This window comes from Humibacillus xanthopallidus (genome assembly GCF_006716675.1).
GTDB lineage: Bacteria > Actinomycetota > Actinomycetes > Actinomycetales > Dermatophilaceae > Humibacillus > Humibacillus xanthopallidus_B.
The window spans coordinates 1210213-1234221 of the sequence record NZ_VFPM01000001.1; the positions used below are offsets into that span (position 1 = coordinate 1210213).

General features: G+C 69.6%; 19 protein-coding genes and 3 tRNA genes. 9 read left to right on the forward strand and 13 right to left on the reverse strand.

The window, feature by feature from the left end; genetic code table 11:
• Positions 1–48: 48 nt before the first annotated feature.
• From FBY41_RS05180 to FBY41_RS05190, 3 genes are read right to left on the reverse strand one after another with little or no spacing between them, the layout of a single operon-like run.
• Positions 49–603, reverse strand: coding sequence for a phosphatase PAP2 family protein (locus FBY41_RS05180; RefSeq protein ID WP_141842278.1), 555 nt, complete (start codon positions 601–603; stop codon positions 49–51).
• The gene (locus FBY41_RS05185) at positions 600–1937 is read right to left on the reverse strand and encodes a diacylglycerol/lipid kinase family protein (protein WP_141842279.1); all 1338 of its coding nucleotides are present in this window, start codon (positions 1935–1937) and stop codon (positions 600–602) included. Before FBY41_RS05185 ends, FBY41_RS05180 begins: the two co-directional genes overlap by 4 nt.
• Complete coding sequence (locus FBY41_RS05190) at positions 1912–2193, reverse strand: amphi-Trp domain-containing protein (protein ID WP_141842280.1); 282 nt, start codon at positions 2191–2193, stop codon at positions 1912–1914. Before FBY41_RS05190 ends, FBY41_RS05185 begins: the two co-directional genes overlap by 26 nt.
• Positions 2194–2473: 280 nt before the next feature.
• On the opposite strand from FBY41_RS05190, the gene FBY41_RS05195 reads away from it, so the two are divergent.
• On the forward strand, positions 2474–3448 hold the full coding sequence (locus FBY41_RS05195) for an acetoacetate decarboxylase family protein (RefSeq protein ID WP_185748899.1): 975 nt from the start codon (positions 2474–2476) through the stop codon (positions 3446–3448).
• Between the two features lie 104 nt (positions 3449–3552).
• Here FBY41_RS05195 and FBY41_RS05200 read toward each other — a convergent pair.
• Positions 3553–3625, reverse strand: a tRNA-Arg gene (locus FBY41_RS05200).
• Positions 3626–4156: 531 nt separating this feature from the next.
• On the opposite strand from FBY41_RS05200, the gene FBY41_RS05205 reads away from it, so the two are divergent.
• Together FBY41_RS05205 and FBY41_RS05210 are read left to right on the forward strand one after the other, a co-directional pair.
• The gene (locus FBY41_RS05205; RefSeq protein WP_141842282.1) at positions 4157–6001 is read left to right on the forward strand and encodes a phosphoenolpyruvate carboxykinase (GTP); all 1845 of its coding nucleotides are present in this window, start codon (positions 4157–4159) and stop codon (positions 5999–6001) included.
• A gap of 139 nt (positions 6002–6140) precedes the next feature.
• On the forward strand, positions 6141–6638 hold the full coding sequence (locus tag FBY41_RS05210) for a DUF6328 family protein (protein WP_141842283.1): 498 nt from the start codon (positions 6141–6143) through the stop codon (positions 6636–6638).
• Between the two features lie 318 nt (positions 6639–6956).
• On the opposite strand, the gene FBY41_RS05215 is transcribed toward FBY41_RS05210, so the two are convergent.
• A tRNA-Ser gene (locus FBY41_RS05215) sits at positions 6957–7046 on the reverse strand.
• Positions 7047–7258: 212 nt separating this feature from the next.
• Between FBY41_RS05215 and FBY41_RS05220 the strand changes: the two genes are divergently transcribed.
• Positions 7259–8824 (forward strand): LCP family protein, encoded by a 1566-nt coding sequence (locus FBY41_RS05220; protein ID WP_141842284.1) that lies wholly within the window; start codon positions 7259–7261, stop codon positions 8822–8824.
• A 178-nt stretch (positions 8825–9002) separates the two neighbouring features.
• Here the strand turns inward: FBY41_RS05220 and FBY41_RS05225 are convergent, their stop codons facing one another.
• The 3 genes from FBY41_RS05225 to FBY41_RS05235 form a co-directional block, all read right to left on the reverse strand.
• Positions 9003–9206, reverse strand: a complete 204-nt coding sequence (locus FBY41_RS05225; protein ID WP_013491183.1) for a cold-shock protein — start codon at positions 9204–9206, stop codon at positions 9003–9005.
• 225 nt (positions 9207–9431) lie between these two features.
• Positions 9432–10379, reverse strand: coding sequence for a dihydropteroate synthase (gene folP / locus FBY41_RS05230; RefSeq protein ID WP_141843173.1), 948 nt, complete (start codon positions 10377–10379; stop codon positions 9432–9434).
• Between the two features lie 498 nt (positions 10380–10877).
• Positions 10878–10968 (reverse strand) — tRNA-Ser (locus FBY41_RS05235).
• A 143-nt stretch (positions 10969–11111) separates the two neighbouring features.
• On the opposite strand from FBY41_RS05235, the gene FBY41_RS05240 reads away from it, so the two are divergent.
• On the forward strand, positions 11112–12023 hold the full coding sequence (locus tag FBY41_RS05240; protein ID WP_141842285.1) for an SGNH/GDSL hydrolase family protein: 912 nt from the start codon (positions 11112–11114) through the stop codon (positions 12021–12023).
• An 81-nt stretch (positions 12024–12104) separates the two neighbouring features.
• On the opposite strand, the gene cysE is transcribed toward FBY41_RS05240, so the two are convergent.
• Complete coding sequence (cysE, locus tag FBY41_RS05245; RefSeq protein ID WP_260439569.1) at positions 12105–12830, reverse strand: serine O-acetyltransferase; 726 nt, start codon at positions 12828–12830, stop codon at positions 12105–12107.
• Between the two features lie 11 nt (positions 12831–12841).
• Positions 12842–13771: a cysteine synthase A gene (gene cysK, locus FBY41_RS05250; RefSeq protein ID WP_141842286.1), complete on the reverse strand. Its 930-nt coding sequence runs from the start codon at positions 13769–13771 to the stop codon at positions 12842–12844.
• 258 nt (positions 13772–14029) lie between these two features.
• Between cysK and FBY41_RS05255 the strand changes: the two genes are divergently transcribed.
• Positions 14030–16366, forward strand: a complete 2337-nt coding sequence (locus FBY41_RS05255; protein WP_141842287.1) for a (Fe-S)-binding protein — start codon at positions 14030–14032, stop codon at positions 16364–16366.
• 206 nt (positions 16367–16572) lie between these two features.
• The gene (locus FBY41_RS05260) at positions 16573–18498 is read left to right on the forward strand and encodes a glycoside hydrolase family 55 protein (RefSeq protein WP_260439570.1); all 1926 of its coding nucleotides are present in this window, start codon (positions 16573–16575) and stop codon (positions 18496–18498) included.
• Between the two features lie 66 nt (positions 18499–18564).
• Here FBY41_RS05260 and FBY41_RS05265 read toward each other — a convergent pair whose 3' ends face one another.
• From FBY41_RS05265 to FBY41_RS05275, 3 genes are all read right to left on the reverse strand, one after another.
• Positions 18565–19017, reverse strand: coding sequence for a DUF779 domain-containing protein (locus tag FBY41_RS05265; protein WP_141842288.1), 453 nt, complete (start codon positions 19015–19017; stop codon positions 18565–18567).
• Positions 19018–19029: 12 nt separating this feature from the next.
• Complete coding sequence (gene exaC / locus FBY41_RS05270; protein ID WP_141842289.1) at positions 19030–20553, reverse strand: acetaldehyde dehydrogenase ExaC; 1524 nt, start codon at positions 20551–20553, stop codon at positions 19030–19032.
• 286 nt (positions 20554–20839) lie between these two features.
• Positions 20840–22072: a helix-turn-helix domain-containing protein gene (locus tag FBY41_RS05275; RefSeq protein WP_141842290.1), complete on the reverse strand. Its 1233-nt coding sequence runs from the start codon at positions 22070–22072 to the stop codon at positions 20840–20842.
• Between the two features lie 175 nt (positions 22073–22247).
• Here FBY41_RS05275 and FBY41_RS05280 point away from each other — a divergent pair, with 175 nt between their 5' ends.
• Together FBY41_RS05280 and pip are read left to right on the forward strand one after the other, a co-directional pair.
• Complete coding sequence (locus FBY41_RS05280) at positions 22248–22976, forward strand: hypothetical protein (protein ID WP_141842291.1); 729 nt, start codon at positions 22248–22250, stop codon at positions 22974–22976.
• Positions 22977–23061: 85 nt separating this feature from the next.
• Positions 23062–24006, forward strand: a complete 945-nt coding sequence (gene pip / locus FBY41_RS05285) for a prolyl aminopeptidase (RefSeq protein WP_141842292.1) — start codon at positions 23062–23064, stop codon at positions 24004–24006.
• Positions 24007–24009: the final 3 nt, after the last annotated feature.

Sequence of the window (24009 nt, forward strand, 5' to 3'; positions counted from 1 at the left end):
AGCCAGGGTCCGTCATCCTCCAGCGGGGATGAGATGAACCGGGGGACTTCAGAACCGGCGGGTCACGTGGTACGTCAGCGACCCGATACCCGCGCCGATCACGGCTCCGGCGATGACGTCGCCCGGGTAGTGGACACCGGTGTGCACACGTGAGTAGGCCACGACGGTGGCGGCAAGCCGAAGTGCCGTGTCCAGCTCGGGGATCGCGGCGCCGACCGCGGTGGAGAACGCGAACGCCGACGCCGTGTGACCCGACGGCCACGAGTGCGAGGCGGGCATCCGGACCCCGTGCGTGCGCACCGACCCCTCTAGTGACGGGCGGGTCCGTTTCGGTCCTCGCTTCACGACGAGGTTGACCGTTGCCGACGTGGCTGCGATGGCGGTCATCCCCACGAGTGCAGCGCGGCGCGGACGGCGTCCTGACACCGACAGGGCTGCCGCCACGCCCATCCATAGGACCGACCGGTCGGCCGCGCGGGAGATCCGGGCGAGGGCGAGGTCGATCTGCGGGGTCGACGTGGCGTGCACGGCGCTGTAGACCGCGCGGTCCAGGTCGATGAGCTCGTGCCCGGCCTGCCGCAGGCGCGCGGGGAGCCGGCTCATCGCCGTGGTCCGCTCGGTGAAGGAGTCGCCATGCGGAGCAGCTCCGCCCAGCTCCAGGAGCGAAAGTGGTGCGGTACGCCGGGCCGGTCGATGGGGACGCGCACCCGCAGCGCGCGGGGCCGGATGCCGGCTCGGACCGGGGTGGGCAGCACGACGGCCTCGCCGTCGATGCCCACCGAGACCTCGGGGGTGTCGGAGGAGAGGACGACCTCGGGAGCGGTCACGGCGAGCACGCCGTGACGCGTCGCTCCGCGCAGCAGCCCGACCGCCTGGCGCGCGCTGCTCACCCTGACCGAGACCACGCCCAGCTGGCCGGTGTCGAGCCGCGGGCGGCGCCCCAGCCCGACGAGGTCGCCCACGACGTAGGGATCGACGCTGACCAGCACGGCTTGGGGCCGTTCGACGATCATGCCGTTGACGTCCACCCGCAGCCGGGGCCCGCTCTCGCCGCTCAGCAGGTCAGGCAGCACGTCGAGGGTCGTGCGAGTCTTGTCCTCGCGGTAGCCAGGGCTCTGCACGGCCGCAGCATACGCACCGAACGACGCGTTGTTGACGAACGGCCTGCCGCCGATGACTCCCAGGTCGACGCGCAGCTCCACCGCGTCCTCCCCCAGCGCGGCCAGACCGGCCGTCGGGTCCTCGCGCTTGAGGCCGAGGTCGAGTGCGAAGTGGTTGCGAGTTCCAGCGCTGATGACGACGAACGGCACGTCGTGGTCTGCGGCCACCCCCGCGACGAGGGCAAGGGTTCCGTCGCCACCGGCCACGCCCAGCAGGTCGGCTCCGTTGACCACGGCCTCCCGGGCCAGTTCGGCGACGTCGATGATCCCCGGCCCCTCCATCATCACCACCTCCGCGCCGAGCGCCGCTGCCTTCGCCGGCAGGTCGAAGCGAGCCACCTTGCCGCCACCCGAGAGCGGGTTCATGAGGATGACGGGGTGGCGCGGCGGCGGGGAGGCCTGCTCGAGCATTCCCTCGGTGTCGCCCTCTGAGCTCAGCGCGATCCGCCCTGCGGCCACGGCCAGGGCGAACACGCCCGCGCACACGAGCACCGGGCCGAGCACATGGTTCACGGTGAGCAGGACGACGAGGCCCGACGGGATGGCCAGGGCGACGACGAGCCAGACGGTGCGACGCCAGCCGCGCAGCGCGAGGAACCAGTACCCCGCAGCCACGAGGACGACAACGGCGAGCGCGGCAACGAGGAAGAGCCACACGGCGTGCGACGCCGCTGCTGCGACGAGCCCGAACAGTGCGAGGGCCGCGAGAAGGAGCGACAGGCGGGCCCACCAGACCTGGCGCCCGACCCGGTCACTCAGCTGACGAAGCGGCGTCATGCACCGACGGCTCGTCGCCATCCCGGGAACCCGCCGTAGACCACGTGAACTCGAGCTCGATCTCCACCTCGTCGCCAGTGACCTCGACCTCGAACTCGGCCCGCACCCGCTCAGGGAGTCGCAGCTCGACCGTGCCGGCTCCCAGGGGTAGCGTCACGTCACCGCCCCGGGCGAAGGCCTTGGAGAGAACCGAGAGCCACTGGGCCGCCTCCTGGCGAGACAGAGTCTCCTTGCGTTCCAGCTTGACGTCGGCCATCGTCCACACCCTTCCGGTTCGGGAGGATCCAGCGCGTCCAGGAGCTCGCACGCACCTCACCTCGGATGGCTCCACGATGCGTCGTGATCGGCGCACGGCACATCACCTGCACGGGATGAGGTCCGGTCCCGGCCGTCGCGTCCGTTCCGGGACGTTTGCCTCTGGTGCTGGTGGTTGGTTCCGCCCATGGTGCAGGTATCGGGTGCACGCGGGCTTGGTGCCCAGTGAGCCCGGTCCCACCGTCAACAGTGCTTGTCCGCGAAGTTCGAGGAGGATTGCCATGACTGTGCACCTGCGTCGCCGGCGCCGAGACGACGACTTCTACCGGTTCACGGCGGATCGGCCGGTGATGGAGCTCGATGGCTTCAGGCTGCGGCCGCCCTTCTACTACCACCGGGCCGACGCCTTCAAGTCGCTCCATCTCGCGTCCTACGACGCCGTGCGGGCCATCCTGCCCTCCGATGACCTGAACCCGATGCGGTGGTTCGACGGGCGGGCCATGATCGGGCTCGGGGTGTTCCGCTACGAGCACGTGTCGGTCGAGGATGCCGACGGAACGATCCGGCTGCTCGCGCCGTACGGCGAGATCGCCGTCGTAGCGCTCGCCAGCCGCGGCAGGTCCCGGGTCAGGGGCTTCGGCGCCCTGCAGGTTGCGATGGGGTCCAGTGGTGGGTTCATCCTCGACCTGCCGGTCACCACGCGCGAGGCGTGTGACGGCGGCCGGAACGGCTACGGCATGGCCAAGTTCGTCGCCGACATGGACTTCACCGAGGAGCCCGGTCACCGCAAGGTCGTCCTCTCCGAGGAGGACGCGCACATCTTCACCCTGAGCGTGCGGGCCAGCGGACCGGTCCTGGCTGACCGCGAGCCCGCGCCGATGTACTCGGTGCAGCACGGACAGCTGATCGAGACCGTGATCCGGTTCCAGGGCCACCGCCAGTCCGGGCTGGGAGCGGGTGCCGGCAGGCTCGTCTTGGGCGAGCACCCCGTCGCGGATCGGCTCCGCGCGCTTGGGGTGGCCACGGAACCCGTGATGGTCGGCAGCTACCTCGACGCTCGGCTCATCCTGCCCACCGGAACGTCTGTCGGCGCCGCCAGGGACTACGTCGGACACCTGGGTCGCGACCGCGATCGCGGACGGCTGACCGTGGCCTACCCCGGCACAGACCCGATCGACCTGTATGCGGTGCCGGCCGGCATCCTGCCGTCCCGGGTGTCGTCTACGGCTGACGTGGTTCCGGGAGCCCGCGTGTGAGAGAGCCACCGTGTTCGGCCCACGATCTGGGCCGCATGCAGACAGCCCCGCTCGCCAGGGGCGACGCGGGGCTGTGACCTGCTGTTCTCTGTCTCAACACAGAGTGCACCCGAAGGGATTCGAACCCCTAACCTTCTGATCCGTAGTCAGATGCTCTATCCGTTGAGCTACGGGTGCGTGTCCGCCGGGCCGATCGGCACCGGGTGGGACGAAGAGTTACCTTAGCGAACTCCCCGCCGATCCACGAAATCGGCCCGGACGGCATACCTCGGCCCTCAGCCCGAGGGTCAGCCAGGGTCGCCGCGAGGCCTGCAGCGGGGCCGTCCGTCCGTGGCCCCAGCCCGCCCGCCAACCGGCCGGCCGGCACAGTCGAAACCCAGCCGCCACCCAGCCGGCCCCCAGTCCAGCCCGAGCCCGGACTCGGCACCGACCACCGGCCATGGCGCTCGAAAACGACATCCGACCACCGCAAATCCTGCAAGAACCCGACAAGAACCCGTCGAAATTCTTGCACTCGCCAGCGGGTGTGAGCCGTCTCACCGGTTCGCAACGTCCATGCGGTCAGCAGGGTTCCGGGCCGGGCGTACCTTGAACACATCACGTCATCTGCTCAGCATGTGGACACTTTCGGGCCCCACCGGGACCAGCCTCCACACGCGGGCAGTCACACCGGCACGACGTGGTGCCGGGCGGCACCGCGCGAAAGGGATGGGCCCCGAGTTGACCACCATTGACGAGAAACCGATCACCCGAACGACCCATTCAGGCCTTGCCGCCTGGGTCGCCGAGGTCGCCGAGCTGACGCAGCCGCGCGACATCCACTGGATCACCGGCACTCCCGAGGAGTGGACCGAGCTGACCGACGGTCTCGTCGAGGCCGGGACCTTCGTGCGTCTCGACGAGAGCAAGAAGCCGAACTCGTTCTACTGCGCGAGCGACCCCAGCGACGTCGCCCGCGTCGAGGACCGCACCTACATCTGCTCGGTGGACGAGAAGGACTCCGGCCCCACCAACAACTGGATGGCGCCGGACCAGATGAAGCGGCTCATGACCGAGCTCTACCGCGGCTCCATGCGCGGGCGGACGATGTACGTCATCCCGTTCGTCATGGGCCACATCGACGCCAAGGCGCCGATGTTCGGCGTCGAGATCACCGACTCGGCCTACGTCGCCGTGTCGATGCTCGTCATGGCCCGGTGCGGCGACGAGGTCCTGCACGCGATCGAGCGCACCAACGCGCGCTACGTGCCCGCCCTGCACTCGGTCGGCGCCCCGCTCGCCGAGGGCCAGGCCGACGTCGCGTGGCCCTGCTCGGAGACGAAGTACATCGTCCACTTCCCCGAGGAGCGCACGATCTGGAGCTACGGCTCCGGCTACGGCGGCAACGCCCTGCTCGGCAAGAAGTGCTACGCGCTGCGCATCGCCTCGGCGATCGCCCGCGACGAGGGCTGGATGGCCGAGCACATGCTCATCCTCAAGCTCACCTCCCCCAAGGGGAAGGTCCACTACATCGCGGCGGCGTTCCCGTCCGCGTGTGGCAAGACCAACCTCGCCATGATCACGCCCTCCATCCCCGGCTGGAAGGCCGAGATGGTCGGCGACGACATCGCCTGGATGCGCTTCGGCGAGGACGGTCGGCTGTATGCCGTGAACCCGGAGTTCGGGCTCTTCGGCGTCGCTCCCGGCACCGGCGTCTCGACCAACCCGCAGGCCATCGCGACGATCGACCAGGGCAACTCCGTCTTCACCAACGTCGCCCTCACCGATGACGGCGACGTCTGGTGGGAGGGCCTGACCGACGAGCCGCCGGCCCACCTGACCGACTGGCTCGGCAACTCCTGGACCCCCGCGGACGGCGAGGCCGGCACGAAGGCCGCCCACCCCAACAGCCGCTTCTGCACCCCGGCGAAGCAGTGCCCGATGATCGCCCCGGAGTACGACAACCCCGACGGCGTGCCGATCGACGCGATCCTCTTCGGCGGTCGCCGCAAGACGACGATCCCGCTCGTCTACGAGTCGCGCGACTGGAACCACGGCACCTTCATCGGGGCGACGCTCTCCTCGGAGACGACCGCGGCCGCCACCGGTGCGGTCGGCGTCGTGCGACGCGACCCGATGGCGATGCTGCCCTTCATCGGTTACCACGCCGCCGACTACATGAACCACTGGCTCGAGATCGGCAAGGGCGCGGACGCCTCCAAGCTCCCCCGCATCTTCGGCGTCAACTGGTTCCGTCGCGACGAGGACGGCTCCTTCCTCTGGCCCGGCTTCGGTGACAACAGCCGCGTGCTCAAGTGGATCGTCGACCGCCTCGAGGGCGAGGCCGACGCCGTGGAGACGCCGATCGGCCTCGTGCCCACGGCGGACGGCATCGACATCGAGGGCCTCGACATGACGCCCGAGCAGGTGGCCAAGGCCGTCGCGGTCCACCCCGCAGAGTGGGAGAACGAGCTCCCCCTCATCGAGGAGTGGTTCGCCAAGTTCGGTGACCGCCTGCCCAGCGAGCTCGTGACGGAGCTCGACACCCTGAAGGCCCACCTCGGCGCGAGCTGAGACGCGTGGGACAGTCCGCCGCCGCTGGCCGGTAGCGACGGACGACGTGATGCAGGGCCCGGCACCTCTCGAGGTGCCGGGCCCTCCGTCATGGCGCCTCGCTCGTCCTCGTGGACCGGTCACGGGGTATTCATGGGGGATGAGCAACTCACAGCCCTACACCCGCGACGAGACCGAGGCCGAACGGATCGATCGCAACTTCGGGGAGCAGCTGCAGGAGCTGCGCATCGCCCAGGCCGGCGTGCAGATCCTCTTCGCCTTCCTGCTGACCATCCCGTTCCAGCAGCGGTTCACGATCCTGACAGACCTCCAGCGCAACATCTACGTCTTCACGCTGCTCGCCGCTGCCGTGAGCGTCGTCGTCTTCACCGCTCCCGTCGCCCTGCACCGCACCCTCTTCCGCGACGGGCTCAAGGACTTCATCGTCACCTACACCGACCGCCTCATGAGCGTGGGCCTGTTCACCCTCGGCATCGGCATCATCGGTGGCGTCGTGCTCGTGCTCGACGTGCTCATGTCGCACACGGCGGCCTTCTGGATCGGCGGCGGGCTCCTGCTCCTCGGGCTCGTGCTGTGGGTGGGGGTGCCCTTCTCGCAGAAGGGGCGGGCACGTCAGCGCCTCGAGTCCCGCTCCTGACCGCCACCCTCGTCGTCGAGCGCTCAGTTCCCGACGAGGTATGCCGGCCGGCAAGTGAGCACTCGACCAACCCCTACGTCGAGTGCTCAGTTTCCGACGAGGTATGCCGGCCGGCAAGTGAGCACTCGACGACCCCTACGTCGAGTGCTCAGTTTCCACACCGCTCCCGCTGGCTCGCGCTTGACCGGTCGGCGGCGGGAGCCGTCGCCCGGTAGGCGCCTCGTTCCTCGGCGCCTACCGAGCTCCTCCCAAATCCCACGGCTTCAACAACGACGAGGGACCCCCCGACGGTGAGGCTGTCGGGGGGTCCCTCGTCGTTGGCGGAGGCGGCGGGATTTGAACCCGCGAGAGGTTTTATCCTCAACCCGCTTAGCAGGCGGGCGCACTAGGCCACTATGCGACGCCTCCGTGCTCGCGATCGCCGCGCGCCGTCTGTCGAGGACGCCGAGGATGCAGGAGCGGACACAGGCTACCGGCCCGCAGACCGCAACCCAAACCGGGCCCCCACACGGCACGTCCATGTGACTATCGCCGCGGAATGAGGTAGTTCAAAGGATCACCGTGCACAATGGCAGGGTTGCCCACCCGGACGACCGGTGGCCCCTGCCCGAGAGGACCTGATGACCGACGCCAACGCGCCGCGCCCGCGCCGCGCTGCCGCGCCCAGCGGTCGCGAAGCCTTTCGTCGCCAGATCCGTGCCGGCTTCCGGCGCTCGCTCGGCCTCACCACCCTCGGCACCGTCATACCCGGTGCGGGCCTGACGCAAACACGCAGCAAGCGTCTCGGCTGGGCGATCCTCACCCTCTTCCTGCTGACCGGTGTGGTCGTCGGCTACATCGTGCTGCGCGACGGCATCACGAACGCCGCACTCTCGCTCGTCGCGCGGCCGTCGCTCCTCCAGGGCGTCGCCGTCGGCTTCGTCGTCATCGGCATCCTCTGGTGCGGCTCGATCATCCTCACGGCAATCCAGACTCGTCCCACCCGCCTCGACCGCACGCGCACGCGCACGCTCGCGGCGCTGACGACCGTGCTCGTCTTCCTCGTGGCCGGCTCGACCTTCAAGGTCGCCGAGTACACCCTCATCACGACCGACACGGTCAACCAGGTCTTCGGCACGACGGCAACGAGCGACAGGAGCCCGGGGCAGGGCGTGCAGGTCGCCACCGAGGGAGACGACCCGTGGGCCAACCAGGCTCGCGTCAACATCCTCCTGCTGGGCTCTGATGCCGGGGCAGACCGCACCGGCATCCGCACCGACTCGATGATCGTGGCGAGCATCGACACCAGGTCGGGCCGCACTGCTCTCATCTCGATGCCGCGCAACCTCCTCTACGCCCCGCTCGCTCCCGACAGCCCGCTGCGCGCGCGCTACCCGTCGGGCCACTTCGGACAGCCGGAGTCCGCCTGTGCCCAGAACAGCCCCGGCGTCACGGGCCAGTGCATGCTCACCAACCTCTACGTCGAGGCGGAGGGCTACGCGAAGGACCACCCGGGCGCCTACCCCGCCGGGGCCGTGCCGGGTCGTCAGGAGATCCGTGGCGCGGTGCAGCAGATCCTCGGCCTCGAGATCAACCAGATGGTCATCGTCGACCTCTACGGCTTCCAGCAGCTCATCGACGCGATGGGCGGTCTCGACATCAACGTCAAGCTCAGCGCCAACGGCACGAAGCTGACCATCGGTGGCCAGCACGACGCCTCGGGCCGCATCTTCGGCGTCAAGGGATACTTCCAGCCGGGCGAGCAGCACCTCGACGGCTACCGCGCCCTCTGGTACGCCCGCACCCGAGCCGCCGACGACGACACCCACCGCCAGATGCGCCAGCGCTGCGTCGTGCAGGCGATCGTGCAACAGGTCAACCCGGCCTCGATGGTCTCGCGCTATCCCGAGATCGCCAAGATCCTCAAGCAGCGCATCTACACCGACATCCAGGCGCAGGACCTCCCGGCCTTCGTCGAGCTCGTCGAGCGCGTGCAGAAGTCGAAGATCACGAGCGTCGCGCTGACCTCGACCCAGGGCGTCTACTCCGGCAACCCGGACTACGACCTCATCCGCAAGCTCGTCAAGAAGGCCATCGCCGCCCCCAAGCCGGCCGCCACCCCGTCGACGACGCCGACCACTCCCAAGCCTGGCTCGACGAAGACGAAGACGCCCAGCCCCACGACGACGCCCTACGAGCAGTGCTGAGCCAGCCGGACGGCATACCCCCTCGCCGGGGCGGCGGTCCCCGGCGCTGAGGCGCCCCACCCGTCGGCGACGACGTGAGGGCAAACGAAGGCCCCCCGGTCGGAACCGGGGGGCCTTCGCACAAACGACTGTGCGGTGATGCGGTGTCGCTCGTTAAAGGGTGATCAGATCACTCTGATCAGAGCGGACGAACCGCGTCAGCCTGCGGGCCCTTGGGGCCCTGGGTGACCTCGAACTCGACGCGCTGCGCCTCGTCCAGCGAACGGTAGCCGTTCGACTGGATCGCCGAGTAGTGGACGAAAACGTCGGGGCCGCCGCCGTCCTGGGCGATGAAACCAAAGCCCTTCTCAGCGTTGAACCACTTGACGGTGCCCTGTGCCATACGGGTAACTCTTCCTTCTTTAGCGAGTGGGATGACACACCTCGCGCATCCCAAGCTGCCGCCATGACCCCACTCGAGACGGGCGAACCCGTCGACGCCGAAAAAGAATCCCGTCACCGGTGATGACGGGCACCTGCTCGACCGCGAGGAACTACAACTGCAACCGCGACGAACCTAGCAGGTTACCGACCAGTCGGCCCCTTGGAGCGAGCGCATTCTCGCTGTTCAGATGGCGTTCGCCGGTCGGTCGGCGTCGGGCGGGCTCACCGTGCCTCGAACAGAGAGCGTCGGGGGCCGGTCGCCACGGATGGTCGCGACCATGTCGACGACCCGACGCGTCGCCCGCACGTCGTGCGACCGGAAGACCGTGGCCCCGAGCCAGGCGGCCACCGCGGTCGCCGCGAGCGAGCCCTCGAGACGCTCCTCGGCCGGCAGGTCGAGCGTCTCCCCGATGAAGTCCTTGCGCGACATCGCTTGCAGCACAGGGTAGTTCAGCGCGACGACGTCAGCCGTGTGGCGCAGCACCTCGAGCGAGTGGGCCGTCGTCTTGCCGAAGTCGAGGGTCGGGTCGATGAGCACCCGCTCCCGCGGTATGCCGGCCTGTTCAGCCACGAGGGCACCGCGCGAGAGCGTTGCCAGCACGTCACGGACGACGTCGAGCGGGTCGTCGCCGTAGCTGACGTCGACGGGGTCGGTGCGCGGCGGAAGGCCGCCGGTATGTGAGATGACGTAGCCCGCCCCGACGGCGCTGGCGACGTGGACGAGCTCGCGGTCGTGCCCGGCCCACGTGTCGTTGACGAGGTCGACGACACCGTCGGCCTCGTGGGCCACCTCCGACCGCCACGTGTCGAGGCTGAGGATGACGCTCGGGTAGGTCACCCTGGCCCACTGGAGGAAGGGGACGACCCGACGGATCTCCTCGTCCGCGTCGACGGCCTCCCCCTCCTGGCCGGCGCGCACTCCCCCGACGTCGACGATGTCGGCGCCGCGCTCGACGGCGTCCGCGAGCGCGGCCTTCGCCGTCTCGAGGTCGGCGTGCCGGTTGCCACTGAAGAAGGAGTCGCGGGTGCGGTTGACGATGGCCATGACTGCGGGCGAGGCCGCGTCGAAGCGGCGACCCCGCAGCACGAGGGGAGACGGCTGGGGCACGTCGAGCGGCGCGAGAGCGGCCAGGACGGGCTCGGCCTCGGGCGAGGGCTGTGGGGTCGGCTCGAGGCCGGGACGTCGACTCACACTGTCGTATCTCACGCCTGCGCCAAGGGGTCAACCCGCATGGTCCTCATGGTTGCTGAACTGTTACGCTTGCGAGGCAGACATCATCCGCCGGCCCGGCCCTGCTCCCGGCCGGGTCAGCGGATGGTCTGACGGTCCTGACCGTCCCGCAATGACGGTCGACCACCGAGCCTCGGGCGTTGACCCGGCTGAGGCTTCGTCATGAGGAAACTGAATACAGCGATGTCGCATTTCGTGTCGTTCTTCGCAGCGATGAACCGCCCGTCCCGCTACCAGCGCGTCGGGCAGTACAACGCACACACCACCTACGAGGAGATGCTCGGACTCTGGTGAGTCGGGCGTCGGTGCGTGCACCGATGAGATGAAGGGGACTCCGGACCTGTCCGGAGGCCCTTTTTTCATGCCCGGGCGACCCGATCGCAAGCACGCCGGCGCGGTTGGCGGAGGGCGTGGGATTCGAACCCACGATGGGCTATGAACCCATAGCGGTTTTCAAGACCGCCGCACTCGGCCACTATGCGAGCCCTCCAGTGCGCCGCAGTCTAGTGCGCGCAGACCCGAGGGCCCGAAACGGGTGCGGTCACCGTGGGGCGGCCATAGCGTTGCTGACAACCGGCCCACCCGGAGGCCGTCAAAGGAGATGTCGACGTGTTGCGTTGGTCGAGGATCGTCGTGCCGTTCGCAGTTGCCCTGCTCGCTGTGGCCGGCGGTGGCCTGGCTGCCACCGCCGCGACTCCTTCGGGTGCCCCTCCGCCCGGCCTTCCGATGTACCTCGCGCTCGGCGACTCCATCGCCAACGGGCAGCAGTCGGCGCCGCTCATCAAGGACTACTGGACGACGGTCGCCGGCTGGCGCGCGAACGGCTACGTCGCGCAGTTCCGGACCGACCTCGTCCGCGACCTCGACTGCCTGCCCGCCCGCAGCGACCACGCGCAAAACGGCTGCCGCCAGCTCCAGCTCGTCAACCTCGCGAGGTCAGCCGTGCCCCCGATGGACGGCCAGCCGGAGAAGCCGGGGGTGACGACCCAGGTCGTCATCGACGAGCAGCTGCCGACGGCGACGGCGACGCTCCGGGCGCGCAACCATGACGCCAACCCGCGCAACGACGTCGAGGTCGTCACCATCGACGTCGGCGGCAACGACGTCTTCGGGCCGATCACCTCGGCCTGCCTCGGCGAGTCGACCGCGGGGTGCCAGGCCGCCGTCATCGGCGCGTTCCAGGCCTTCGCGGGCAACTACGCCACGATCCTGCACGACCTGCGCGAGGCCGCCGGACCCGACACCGTCATCATCACGATGACCTACTACAACCCGCTCCCCTACTGCTACATCGGGGCGAACCCCGCCGCGGGCCCGTTCGGCGACTGGGTGCTGGAGGGCGGGACCCTCCCGGGCGCCGGCACGCTCCCCGCCGGGCTCAACGACATCATCGCGGCCATCTCGCAGCAGAACGGCGCGCGCGTCGCCGACACGTTCGGCAAGCTCGGTGCCGGCGACTTCGTCGGCGGCCCCGACTGCCTGCACCCCAACCTATCCGGCCACACGAAGATCGCGGGCATCTTCGACCAGGCCTTCACGTCGTGACCTGAGCCCCGCGCACGCGCACGACGAAGGGCCCGGACCGCAGTCGGGGCCCTTCACGTCGAGCGCAGTCGCGCGTCGAGCTCAGATGAAGATCGCGGGGTCGATCCACCGGTTCGTGGCGTCGCGCTTCGGGAAGCGCAGCACCGCCGGTATGCCGGTCGCCACCGCGCCGCTCGGCACGTCCTTGACAACGACCGAGTTCGCGCCGATCTGCACGTCGTCACCGACGAGGACGGGGCCGAGCACGCGGGCACCGGCGCCGATCGTCACGCGGTTGCCGACTGTGGGGTGGCGCTTGACGTGCTCCATCGAGCGGCCGCCCAGGGTGACGCCGTGGTAGAGCATGACGTCGTCGCCGACCTCGGCCGTCTCTCCGATGACGACACCCATGCCGTGGTCGATGAAGAAACGCCGCCCGAGCCGGGCCGCCGGGTGGATCTCGACGCCGGTGACCGACCGGGTCACCGTCGCGAGCACCCGCGCGGGGAGCCGGCCGCCGGGCCGCTTCCACAGCTCGTGCAGGCCGCGGTGAGCCCAGATGGCGTGCAGGCCGGGCGAGGTCAGCACGACCTCGAGGCGCGACGAGGCGGCAGGGTCACGCTCCAGCGCCCCGTCGATGTCCTCGATGGCCCGCTCGGCGAGCTTGCGCACGAGACCCAGCGGACCGGCATACCGATGCGGCGCAGGGGCGGCGACCTCGGCACGCGGCGGCACCGCGGGTGCGGCGTCGCCGCGGACGAGCGACAGGGGCGGCTCGGCCGAACGTGCAGGGCGCGAGGTCGGTTGGGTCGTGACTGCAGAGCTCATGGGGACGACTTTCAGTCGACGAGACCCTCGAAGAGGATCGTGGACAGGTAGCGCTCACCGAACGACGGGATGATGACGACGATCGTCTTGCCCTTGTTCTCCTCGCGCTGGGCCACCTGGACGGCGGCGGCGAGGGCGGCGCCCGAGCTGATGCCGACGAGCAGGCCCTCCTCGGTCGCGGCCCGACGGGCCCACTTCACCGAGGTGTCGGCGTTGATGTCGATGACCTCGTCGTAGATCTCGGTGTCGAGGATCTCGGGCACGAAGTTGGCGCCGATGCCCTGGATCTTGTGCGGGCCGGGCTGGCCGCCGTTGAGGATCGGGCTCTCCTCGGGCTCGACGGCGATCATCTGGATGCTCGGCTTGCGAGCCTTGAGCACCTGGCCGATGCCGGTGATCGTGCCGCCGGTGCCGATGCCCGCGACGACGATGTCGACCGCGCCGTCGGTGTCCTTCCAGATCTCCTCGGCCGTCGTCTTGCGGTGGATCTCGGGGTTGGCCTCGTTGGCGAACTGGCGGGCCAGCACGCCACCGCGCTCGGCGGCGATCTCGTCGGCCTTGGCGACCGCGCCCTTCATGCCGGTCGACGGGTCGGTGAGGACGAGCTCGGCGCCGAAGGCACGCAGCAGCGCGCGGCGCTCCTTGCTCATCGACTCGGGCATCGTCAGCACGACCTTGTAGCCACGGGCCGCGCCCACCATGGCGAGCGCGATGCCGGTGTTGCCCGACGTCGCCTCGACGATCGTGCCGCCCGGCTGGAGCGCGCCGCTCGCCTCGGCGGCGTCGACGATCGCGACACCGATGCGGTCCTTGACGGAGTTGGCCGGGTTGTAGAACTCGAGCTTGGCCGCGACGGTGGCCTCGGCGCCGTCGGTGATCTTGTTGAGGCGCACGAGCGGCGTGTTGCCGATCAGCTTGGTGACGTCGTCGTAAATCGGCATTGCTGGTGCCCTTTCGGCCTGGTGGTGCGAGTTGGTGCGAACAGTCTCGTGGCTCGGTTGCCTGCGACAACCGAGTACTCCTTATGCATATTCCAACATCTCGTTATCCCTGCCAAGTCCCGCCCATCATTCGGGCGGCGACTGGGAGGCTGCTGGGCATCCGCTGGGGACGATTCGGGTGGCATCGGGAGGTTCGTCACGTCGCGACGGCCGTCACATTCACTAAGCGCTTGCTCACACGTCAGTAGACTCCCCGGCATGAGTGCGCTCCAGATCGTCGCCGTCGTCGTCTGCCTCGGCGTGACCGCCGTCGCCGTCGCCCTGCTCGTCAAGACGATCAACCACTTCCTCGCGACGTTCCGGCTCGGTCAGCCCGAGGACCGTGGTGACGACAAGGGCGCCCGCACGCGCACGCTGGTCCGCGAGTTCCTCGGCCACACGCGCATGTCGCGGCTCCCCGTCGTGGCGGCCGCCCACTGGTTCACGATGGTCAGCTTCGGCGTCCTCTTCTTCACCCTGCTCAACGCGTTCGGCCAGCTCGTCCAGCCCGACTTCGTGCTGCCCGTGATCGGCCACTTCTTCCTCTACGAGTGGGTCACCGACTTCTTCGCCTTCGCGGGCTTCATCAGCATCCTCGTGCTCATGGCCATCCGGCAGAAGAACCACCCGCGCTCGGCCGCCGGTGAGGACGGGCGCCGCAGCCGCTTCTTCGGCTCCACGTGGTGGCAGGCCTACTACGTCGAGTTCACGATCCTCGGCGTCACCCTCTGCATCGGGCTGCTCCGCGCGCTCGAGTGGACCCTGGCGCGCAAGACCGGCACCGGCATGGACACCGCGCTGCACTTCCCGCTCACCGGCTGGATCGGCAACTTCTTCACCGGTCTGTCCGTCGAGGCGATCGAGAACCTCATCGTCATCATCGCCGCGGTCAAGATCATCATCTCCTTCGCCTGGATGATCACCATCGCGCTGCAGCCGACGATGGGCGTCGCCTGGCACCGCTTCCTCGCCTTCTTCAACATCTTCTTCAAGCGCCACGCCGACGGCCGCACGAGCCTCGGCGAGCTCCAGCCGATCAAGGTCGACGGCAAGCCGCTCGACTTCGAGAACGTCGACGAGCTCGACGAGGACGCCGCGCTCGGCGTCGGCAAGGTCGAGGACTTCACGTGGAAGGGGCTGCTCGACTTCACCACGTGCACGGAGTGCGGCCGCTGCCAGAGCCAGTGCCCGGCGTGGAACACCGACAAGCCGCTCAGCCCCAAGCTGCTCGTCATGACGCTGCGCGACCACGCCCACGCGAAGTCACCGTGGCTGCTCGCCTCCGAGGAGGTGCGCGCGGGCGGCATCGAGTCTGCCGAGGGCCTCAGCGACGCGACGAAGGGCGCCGTCGCCACCGAGCAGCTCGTCGGCGAGACCGGCTACGACATCCGCCACCCGCTCACGGCCTACAACCCGCACGGGCCCGACGCCGTCATCGACGAGGACGTGCTCTGGTCGTGCACGACGTGTGGCGCCTGCGTCGAGCAGTGCCCCGTCGACATCGAGCACGTCGACGCCATCGTCGACATGCGCCGCTACAAGAACCTCATCGAGTCGGCCTTCCCGGCCGAGCTCAACGGCCTCTTCAAGAACCTCGAGAAGAACTCCAACCCGTGGGGCCTCGCACCGCGACTGCGCATGGACTGGGCCAAGGACCTCCCCTTCGAGGTCAAGCAGGTCGGCGTCGACGTCGAGGGCCTCGACGAGGTCGACTACCTCTTCTGGGTCGGCTGCGCCGGCGCCTACGAGGACCGCGCCAAGAAGACGACCCGCGCCGTGGCCGAGCTGCTCGACACGGCCGGCGTGAGCTTCGCCGTGCTCGGTGACGGCGAGGCCTGCACCGGCGACTCGGCCCGTCGCGCCGGCAACGAGTTCCTCTTCCAGATGCTCGCGCAGCAGAACGTCGAGACCCTCAACGAGGTCGGCGCGACGAAGATCGTCGTCACCTGCGCCCACTGCTTCAACACGATCAAGAACGAGTACCCGCAGCTCGGCGGTCAGTACGAGGTGCTGCACCACACGCAGCTGCTCAACCGGCTCGTCCGCGAGAAGCGCCTCGTTCCCGTGGCCCGGCCCGACGAGGCGGCCGCCTCCGGCGCCGTCACCGGAGCGGCCTCCACCGGCGCCACGGTCACCTACCACGACCCGTGCTACCTCGGCCGGCACAACCAGGTCTACGCCCCGCCGCGTGAGCTGCTCCAGATCCTGCCCGGCGTCGAGTACGCCGAGATGGAGCGCAGCAAGGAGAAGTCGTTCTGCTGCGGCGCCGGCGGAGCACGCATGTGGATGGAGGAGAAGCTCGGCACGCGGATCAACACGAACCGCACCGGGGAGGCCCTCGCGACGGGCGCCGAGCGGATCGCCGTCGGCTGCCCCTTCTGCAAGGTGATGCTGTCCGACGGCCTGAACGCGGCGATCCATGACGGCAAGGCCACCGACGCCGTCGAGGTCGTCGACGTCGCCCAGATGCTGCTCGCCGCCGTGCGTCGCGGCGACGGCGGCGACGCGCCGACGGAGGCCGCGACCCCCGAGCCCCAGCCCGCACCGGCCGGCTGACCGCGCTCCGGGAGCCTGAGGACTTCGCGACGAACTGCTCTGTCGATGGGGTGATGCCCCGATCGACAGAGCAGTTCGTCTGCGTCACCCCCGGTATGCCGTGTGCCTGGGGTACGCCGACATGGCCCGGCACCGTCGTGGGCCACGCCGTGAGAACGCTCTCACAACCCCTTGACGACCGCTCGCCGACAGAGAATTCTCGCCTCATGACTCAACGACGAGATCGTTCTCGACTGCGCGACCGGGCCCTGCGTCCGCTCACCTTCATGGCCCTGGCGACCGCCCTCGCGGCCGTGCCCACCATCGCCTTCGCCGGGTCGGGGGCGGCCGCGACCCCCGCGACGGCACCGGCCTCCGCCCCCATCGTGAGCGCAGCCCCGACAACCATCCCCGACCTCGGCCCGAACGTGCTCGTCTTCGACCCGTCGATGCCGCAGTCCGAGATCCAGGCCAAGGTCGACGCCGTCGCCGCGCAGCAGGTGCCCAACGAGATGGGCAGCGCGCGCTACGCGCTTCTCTTCAAGCCCGGCACCTACGGCAGCGCCGCCACGCCGCTCAACTTCCAGGTCGGCTACTACACCGAGGTCGCGGGGCTCGGCCAGAACCCGGGCGACGTCGTCGTCAACGGCTCGATCTACGTGCGCAACCAGTGCTACAACGGCAGCTGCATCGCGCTCAACAACTTCTGGCGCTCGATGTCGAACCTCACGATCAACGTGACGACGCCCGGTTTCGGCTGCTACACCGGCCAGTTCTGGGCCGTGTCACAGGCTGCGCCGCTGCGGCGGGTGCACGTCCAGGGGCAGACGACGCTCATGGACTACTGCACGGGGCCGTCCTTCGCCAGCGGTGGCTTCATCGCCGACTCGAAGTTCGACGGGACCGTCATCAACGGGTCGCAGCAGCAGTTCTTCGTGCGCAACAGCACGGTCGGCACGTGGACCAACGGCGTCTGGAACCAGGTCTTCTCCGGCACCGAGGGGGCGCCGGCCGAGTGCTTCCCCGCCGCGGCGGCCTGCGGTGGCCCCTACACGACGGTCGAGAAGACGTCGGTGAGCCGTGAGAAGCCCTACCTCTACGTCGACTCCTCCGGCGCCTACCGCGTCTTCGTCCCGGCAGCGGCCACCGACACCCGTGGCACGACCTGGGCCTCGGGGCCGACCCCCGGTCGGTCGATCGCGCTCAGCGACTTCTTCGTCGCCCAGCCGTCCGACTCGGCCCAGGTCATCAACCGTGAGCTCGCCCGAGGGCGCCACCTGCTGCTGACGCCCGGGGTCTACCACCTCGACCAGACGATCAGCGTCAAGCGCGCCAACACCATCGTGCTCGGTCTCGGTCTCGCCAGCCTGACGCCCACCTCTGGTCAGGTCGCGATGCGCGTCGCCGACGTGCCGGGTGTCGACATCGCCGGCATCACCTTCGACGCCGGCGCCGTCAACTCCCCCGTCCTGCTCCAGATCGGCACCCAGCGGGCCGCCGACGGCCAGGGTCCGAGCCGGGCCGGGTGGAGCGACGCCGCCAACCCGACCGGCCTGCAGGACGTCTTCTTCCGCATCGGCGGGCCCTACGTCGGCAAGGCCACCGTCAGCCTCGAGGTCAACAGCGACCACGTCGTCCTCGACGACATCTGGGCCTGGCGCGCCGACCACGGCAACGGCGTGGGCTGGACCTCCAACACGGCCGACACCGGGCTCATCGTCAACGGCGACCACGTCACTGCCACAGGCCTTTTCGTCGAGCACTACCAGAAGACCGAGGTCATCTGGAACGGTGAGCACGGCGAGGTCACCTTCTTCCAGAACGAGCTGCCCTACGACCCGCCGAGCCAGGCGGCCTGGATGTCGGCCCCCGACAAGGAGGGCTACCCGGCCCTGCTCGTCACCTCCGGCGTGAAGAGCTTCTCCGGCACCGGCATGGGCGCCTACAGCTTCTTCAACCAGGGCATCGACATCTTCGCGGCCAATGCCTTCGAGGTGCCGACGACTCCCGGGGTGCGGCTGCACAACCTGCTGACGATCTTCCTCGATCCCGCCAACGGCAAGGGCGGCATCCGCAACGTCGTCAACGGCATCGGCGGGTCGTCGACCATCGCCAACCCGGACGTGCCGGTCACGGTCGTCGACTACCCGTGAGCTCCAGCCTCCCGGCCCGGCGGCCGCACGCCGTCGGGCCGGGGGCCACGCGGCATACCCCCTCGGTCAGACGCGGGGAGCCGCGATGCCGAACGCCGCCGACTCCTCGTCGGTCATCAGACGGGAGCGGATGAGGAAGCGCACGCCCTCGGGGGCCTCGACGGAGAAACCGCTCCCGCGGCCCCGCACGACGTCGACCGTCAGGTGGGTGTGCTTCCAGTACTCGTACTGCGACGCCGACATCCAGAAGGGCACCGGCGCGGGCAACCCGTCGACGACGAGGTCGCCGAGGTGCACGTCGGCCTCGCTCGTGATGAAGTCTCCATCGGGGTAGCACATGGGCGAGCTGCCGTCGCAGCAGCCGCCGGACTGGTGGAACATCAGGGGCCCGTGCGTGCCGGTGAGGCGGCGGAGCAGGTCCGCCGCCTCACCGGTGAGGTCGACCCGGCGGGGGGAAGCCGAGGCATGTCCGGGTCGACCCGCCTGGGGCCCCGTGTGACCGAGAGGGTCAGGGGTCATGTCACGTCCCGGTCAGAAGAAGCCGAGAGCGTCGGGCGAGTAGGAGACGAGGAGGTTCTTCGTCTGCTGGTAGTGGTCGAGCATCATCTTGTGGTTCTCGCGGCCGATGCCCGACTGCTTGTAGCCACCGAAGGCGGCGTGAGCCGGGTACTGGTGGTAGCAGTTGGTCCACACGCGACCGGCCTTGATGCCACGGCCCATCCGGTAGGCGCGCGAGCCGTCGCGGGTCCACACACCGGCACCGAGGCCGTAGAGCGTGTCGTTGGCGATCGACAGGGCGTCCGCCTCGTCGGCGAAGCTCGTCAGCGACACGACGGGCCCGAAGATCTCCTCCTGGAAGATGCGCATCGAGTTGGTGCCCTCGAAGATCGTCGGCGCGACGTAGTAGCCCTCGGCGAGGTCGCCGTCGAGCACGTTGCGCTCACCCCCGGTGAGGATCTTGGCGCCCTCCTGCCTGCCGATGTCGATGTAGGAGAGGATCTTCTCGAGCTGGTCGTTGCTCGCCTGGGCGCCCATCGTCGTCTCGGTGTCGAGCGGGTTGCCCTGCTTGATCTTCTCGACGCGTGCCACGGCGTCGGGCACGAAGTCGGAGTAGATCGAGCGCTGCACGAGCGCACGCGACGGACAGGTGCAGACCTCGCCCTGGTTCAGGGCAAACATCGTGAAGCCCTCGAGAGCCTTGTCGTAGAAGGCATCCCGCTCTTGGGCGACGTCCTCGAAGAAGACGTTGGGGCTCTTGCCGCCGAGCTCGAGGGTGACAGGAATGATGTTCTGCGAGGCGTACTGCATGATGAGGCGGCCCGTCGTCGTCTCGCCGGTGAAGGCGATCTTGGCGATGCGGGGCGAGGAGGCGAGCGGCTTGCCGGCCTCGACGCCGAAGCCGTTGACGACGTTGAGGACGCCCGGGGGCAGCAGGTCGCCGATGAGCTCGACGACCTTGAGGATCGACCACGGGGTCTGCTCGGCGGGCTTCAGCACGACGCAGTTGCCGGCGGCGAGCGCGGGCGCGAGCTTCCAGACCGCCATGAGGATCGGGAAGTTCCACGGGATGATCTGTCCGACGACACCGAGCGGCTCGTGGAAGTGGTAGGCGACGGTGTTCTCGTCGATCTCGCTGCTCGAACCCTCCTGTCCGCGAAGGACGCCCGCGAAGTAGCGGAAGTGGTCGACGGCGAGAGGCAGGTCGGCGGCGAGCGTCTCGCGGACGGCCTTGCCGTTCTCCCACGTCTCGGCGACGGCGAGCGCCTCGAGGTTCTCCTCGATGCGGTCGGCGATGCGGTTGAGGATGAGCGAGCGCTCGCCGAGGCTCGCACGACCCCAGGCGGGGGCGGCGGCGTGCGCGGCGTCGAGGGCGGCCTCGATGTCCTCCTCCGTGCCGCGGGCGACCTCGCAGAACGGCTTGCCGTTGACCGGCGAGATGTTCTCGAACCAGAGACCCTTCTTCGGGTCGACCCAGTTGCCGCCGATGAAGTGGCCGTAGCGGTCGAGCACCGAGACGATCGAGTCGGGCGATCCGGGGGGTGCGTAGACGGTCATGCGTTCTCCCAACGTCATTGGTGGTCCTCGCCCAGAGATCCGGCGAGGTGTTGGGCGCGACGCTAGGCAACGCAACGTTGCAACCACGTTGCGTGGCGCCGTGCCGACCCTGCCGGACCCCCGTCGGGAAAGTGGGCACTCGACCTCAGACAACGTCGAGTGCCCAGTTCCCCGACCCTTGCAGGACCCCCATCGGGAAAGTGGGCACTCGACCTCAGACAACGTCGAGTGCCCAGTTTCCTCAGGGGCGGTCCCTGTCGGCGAGATCGTGTGCCTCGGGTCGTGGTCAGCCGGCGCCGAGCTCGCGGTCGAGTCGGGCGATCTGGTGCTGGACGAGCGGGATGAGCGGCGAGGTCGGGCCCAGCGAGGCGGCCTGTGCCTGCCACATCTCGTAGTCGTCAGCGCCCCAGGAGGAGCGGGTCCAGGCAGACATGAGGTCGGGCCGGCCGCCGCGCAGCAGGGCCAGCCGCAGGTCGCCCTCGACGTCGCTCCGCAGTCGGACGACACCCGGGGCCACCGAGCGCGGAAGGAGCGGCCCTCGGTAGGAGCGCAGCGCGCTCGCGACGTCGCCTGCAGCCAGGTGCGCCTCGACCGCGAGCCAGTCGCCGGCGACCTCGGCGACGAGGCGGTAGGGCCTCGAGGCGAGCAGGGCGTCACCGAGGAGGCTGCGCAGGCGGCCGAGCTCGACCCGCAGCGTCGAGGCGCTGCTGTCCTCCTCGTAGAGCAGCACGTTGAGCTCGTCGCCCGAGAGGCCCCGCGCAGCAGACGCGAGCAGCAGCAGGATCTCGCTGTGACGCGGGCTGAGGCGCAGGGTCTCGCGGCGTCCCCGACCGTCGTCGATGGTGAGGAGCGCGTCATTTCGACCGAGGGCCTCGATGAGCACCGACAGCGTGCCCTGCCGGGCGACTCCTGCCGAGGCCCTTCCGCTGACGAGCAGCTCGCGGGCGAGCTCGGCCTCCGCCATGCGGGCGGCGGCCCGCACCATCGCCATCGTCTGCGGCACGACGATCTCGTCGCCGCCGGTGATGTCGAGAACCCCGAGGATGCTCTGGTCGCTCGGGTCGTGGATCGGCACCGCGGCGCAGCTCCACCGCTGCACCGAGCGACGGAAGTGCTCGGCGCCGAGCACGTTGACGGAGCGGTCGAGGCGCAGCGCCATGCCGGGGGCGTTCGTGCCCGCGAGCCGCTCGTCCCAGTTGCTGCCCTCGACGAAGCCGATGTGCTCGGCGCGGCGGAGCACGCTCGGCGTTCCACACACCCAGAGCAGCTGGCCGGATGCGTCCGACACGGCCATGACGGCGTCGCAGTCGCGGGCCGCCTGACCGAGCACGTCGTCGAGCAGCGGGAAGACGGCCGCCAGGGGGTGGGCCTCACGGTGGTCGCGCAGGGCATCGGCGGGCAGCGTGATCGGCGCCTCGACCCGGTCGACCTCGACTCCGGCGGCGGCGGAGCGCACCCAGGAGTCGGCGACGTGCGCGCGCACACCCCCGCTCTCGGGGGCCTCCGACGTCTTCGTCATGACGCGATTGTGCACACACGTGTGCGCGTGAGGACAGGGCCGGTGGCCGGCAGGCTGTTCAAGGTTGCGCGGAAGGGGTGGTCAACGGCCCGAATGAGGCGCACCATGAAGGGACCTGCCTGAGCCGGCCCTCAGCTGTCTCAGGACCTGCGTCCGCACAGTGCGAGGAGCGACGATGTCACGACGAGCCCCCTTCGTTCCCGACGGCGTGCCCGTCCTCTCACGGGGGCGGCACCGCAACCCTCGGCGGGGCGCGTGCTTCATGGAGATGGCCTCGTTCCTCGCGGGTGAACGCTGGAGCGACCACCCGTCCTGCACCCATCCGGTGCTCGCCACGCTCGCCCGCTGTGTCAACGACATGCTCGACGACACGAGCCGGCAGCGCATCGCCCTCATGATCCCCGAGGTGGTCGGACTGCACCCGCAGGACGACCGCGTCGCAGCGGCCCTCGTGCTCTCGACCGCGCGGGCCGCGCTCCCCGTGGCGGCCGAGGAGCGCCAGAACATCATGGCCCTCGCCATCCTCAACGCCGAGGGCATCCTCGCCGAGCGTGACGGGCGCGAGCCCGGCGAGCTGTCCGACACCTCCCGTGCCGCGCTCACGCGCGCACCGGCCGCGGAGCGTTGGGCGCGGATCCACCTCGCCCGCATGGGGTTCAACTCCGCCGCGCTCCGCCCCGCCAACGCGTCCAAGGTCGTGGCCCTGGCCGTCGACGGTGTCGCACGGGCCTGCGTCGACGACCCGGAGGAGCGCCTCGTGCAGATGCTGCGCGACGGCATCGACGTCGTGAGCGCCTTCGCCCCGCTGGCGCCGGTTCCGGTCGAGGAGACGCGGCCAGCGCCGAGCACGACCCCGTCGCCGGCACCGCGGTCCCGCTGGTCGTCGCGGACCTTCGCTCGCTGACTCCGCCTGGATCCCGGTCTGCGTCCGGCGACGCGACCGTATGCTGCCGTGACCGCCCGAGCCCTCCAGCCGTCACGAGGTTGTCATGCACCCTGTCCAGCAGCCCTACGAGACCGGCATGCTCGCCACCGGCGACGGGCACGAGGTCTACTGGGAGCAGTGCGGAAACCCTGACGGCACAGCGCTGCTCGTCGTCCACGGTGGTCCAGGCTCAGGTGCCAGCCCGTGGTGGACACAGTTCTGCGATCCCGCGCGCTACCGGGTCGTGCTCGTCGACCAGCGCGGCTCGGGTCGCAGCCAGCCGCACGCGGGCGACACGACCGCCGCCCTCGTCGACAACACGACAGCCCACCTCATTGCCGACTTCGAGCACCTGCGCTCTCAGCTCGGCATCGACTCCTGGGTGCTCTTCGGTGGGTCGTGGGGCTCGACGCTGGCGCTGGCGTATGCCGTCGAGCACCCTGAGCGCGTCCGTGCCCTCGCCCTCTGGGCGGTCGTCACGACCCGTCGGCACGAGGTCGACTGGCTGACGCACACGATGGGCCACGTGTATCCGGCCGAGTTCGACGCGCTTCTCGCGGCGCTGCCCGCAGGAGCAGACAGCGCGAACGTCCCCCTCGCGGTGCACCGTCTGCTCGTCTCCCCCGACCCCGCCGTGGCCGATGCCGGCGCCCGCGCCTGGTGCGCCTGGGAAGATCGCCTCGCGACGCTGGCCGGAGCGGTGCAGCCGAGCCCGCGCTACGAGGACGCACGCTTCCGGCTCGGCTTCTCTCGCATCGTCACGCACTACTTCGGGCACCACGCCTTCCTCGCCGACGACGCGATCACTGGTCGACTCCACCGCATCGCGCACATCCCTGCGGTGCTCGTGCGAGGCCGCCTGGACATCGCCTCGCCGCTTCGCGTCGCCCACGAGCTCGCGCAGGCCCTTCCGCTCGCCGAGCTGCACGTCGTCGAGGATGCCGTGCACGCCCCGGGCGGCGAGGGCGAGCAGGTCCTCGTCGACGCCCTCGACCGTTTCGCGCGATGACGT

What these genes read in the sequence shown, in the direction of transcription:
- FBY41_RS05180 (WP_141842278.1), bottom strand. Translation starts at nt 603, where the DNA reads ATGAGCCGGCTCCCCGCGCGCCTGCGGCAGGCCGGGCACGAGCTCATC.
- FBY41_RS05185 (WP_141842279.1), bottom strand. Translation starts at nt 1,937, where the DNA reads ATGACGCCGCTTCGTCAGCTGAGTGACCGGGTCGGGCGCCAGGTCTGG.
- FBY41_RS05190 (WP_141842280.1), bottom strand. Translation starts at nt 2,193, where the DNA reads ATGGCCGACGTCAAGCTGGAACGCAAGGAGACTCTGTCTCGCCAGGAG.
- FBY41_RS05195 (WP_185748899.1), top strand. Translation starts at nt 2,474, where the DNA reads ATGACTGTGCACCTGCGTCGCCGGCGCCGAGACGACGACTTCTACCGG.
- FBY41_RS05205 (WP_141842282.1), top strand. Translation starts at nt 4,157, where the DNA reads ATGGGCCCCGAGTTGACCACCATTGACGAGAAACCGATCACCCGAACG.
- FBY41_RS05210 (WP_141842283.1), top strand. Translation starts at nt 6,141, where the DNA reads ATGAGCAACTCACAGCCCTACACCCGCGACGAGACCGAGGCCGAACGG.
- FBY41_RS05220 (WP_141842284.1), top strand. Translation starts at nt 7,259, where the DNA reads ATGACCGACGCCAACGCGCCGCGCCCGCGCCGCGCTGCCGCGCCCAGC.
- FBY41_RS05225 (WP_013491183.1), bottom strand. Translation starts at nt 9,206, where the DNA reads ATGGCACAGGGCACCGTCAAGTGGTTCAACGCTGAGAAGGGCTTTGGT.
- cysE (WP_260439569.1), bottom strand. Translation starts at nt 12,830, where the DNA reads ATGAGCTCTGCAGTCACGACCCAACCGACCTCGCGCCCTGCACGTTCG.
- cysK (WP_141842286.1), bottom strand. Translation starts at nt 13,771, where the DNA reads ATGCCGATTTACGACGACGTCACCAAGCTGATCGGCAACACGCCGCTC.
- FBY41_RS05255 (WP_141842287.1), top strand. Translation starts at nt 14,030, where the DNA reads ATGAGTGCGCTCCAGATCGTCGCCGTCGTCGTCTGCCTCGGCGTGACC.
- FBY41_RS05260 (WP_260439570.1), top strand. Translation starts at nt 16,573, where the DNA reads ATGACTCAACGACGAGATCGTTCTCGACTGCGCGACCGGGCCCTGCGT.
- FBY41_RS05265 (WP_141842288.1), bottom strand. Translation starts at nt 19,017, where the DNA reads ATGACCCCTGACCCTCTCGGTCACACGGGGCCCCAGGCGGGTCGACCC.
- exaC (WP_141842289.1), bottom strand. Translation starts at nt 20,553, where the DNA reads ATGACCGTCTACGCACCCCCCGGATCGCCCGACTCGATCGTCTCGGTG.
- FBY41_RS05275 (WP_141842290.1), bottom strand. Translation starts at nt 22,072, where the DNA reads ATGACGAAGACGTCGGAGGCCCCCGAGAGCGGGGGTGTGCGCGCGCAC.
- FBY41_RS05280 (WP_141842291.1), top strand. Translation starts at nt 22,248, where the DNA reads ATGTCACGACGAGCCCCCTTCGTTCCCGACGGCGTGCCCGTCCTCTCA.
- pip (WP_141842292.1), top strand. Translation starts at nt 23,062, where the DNA reads ATGCACCCTGTCCAGCAGCCCTACGAGACCGGCATGCTCGCCACCGGC.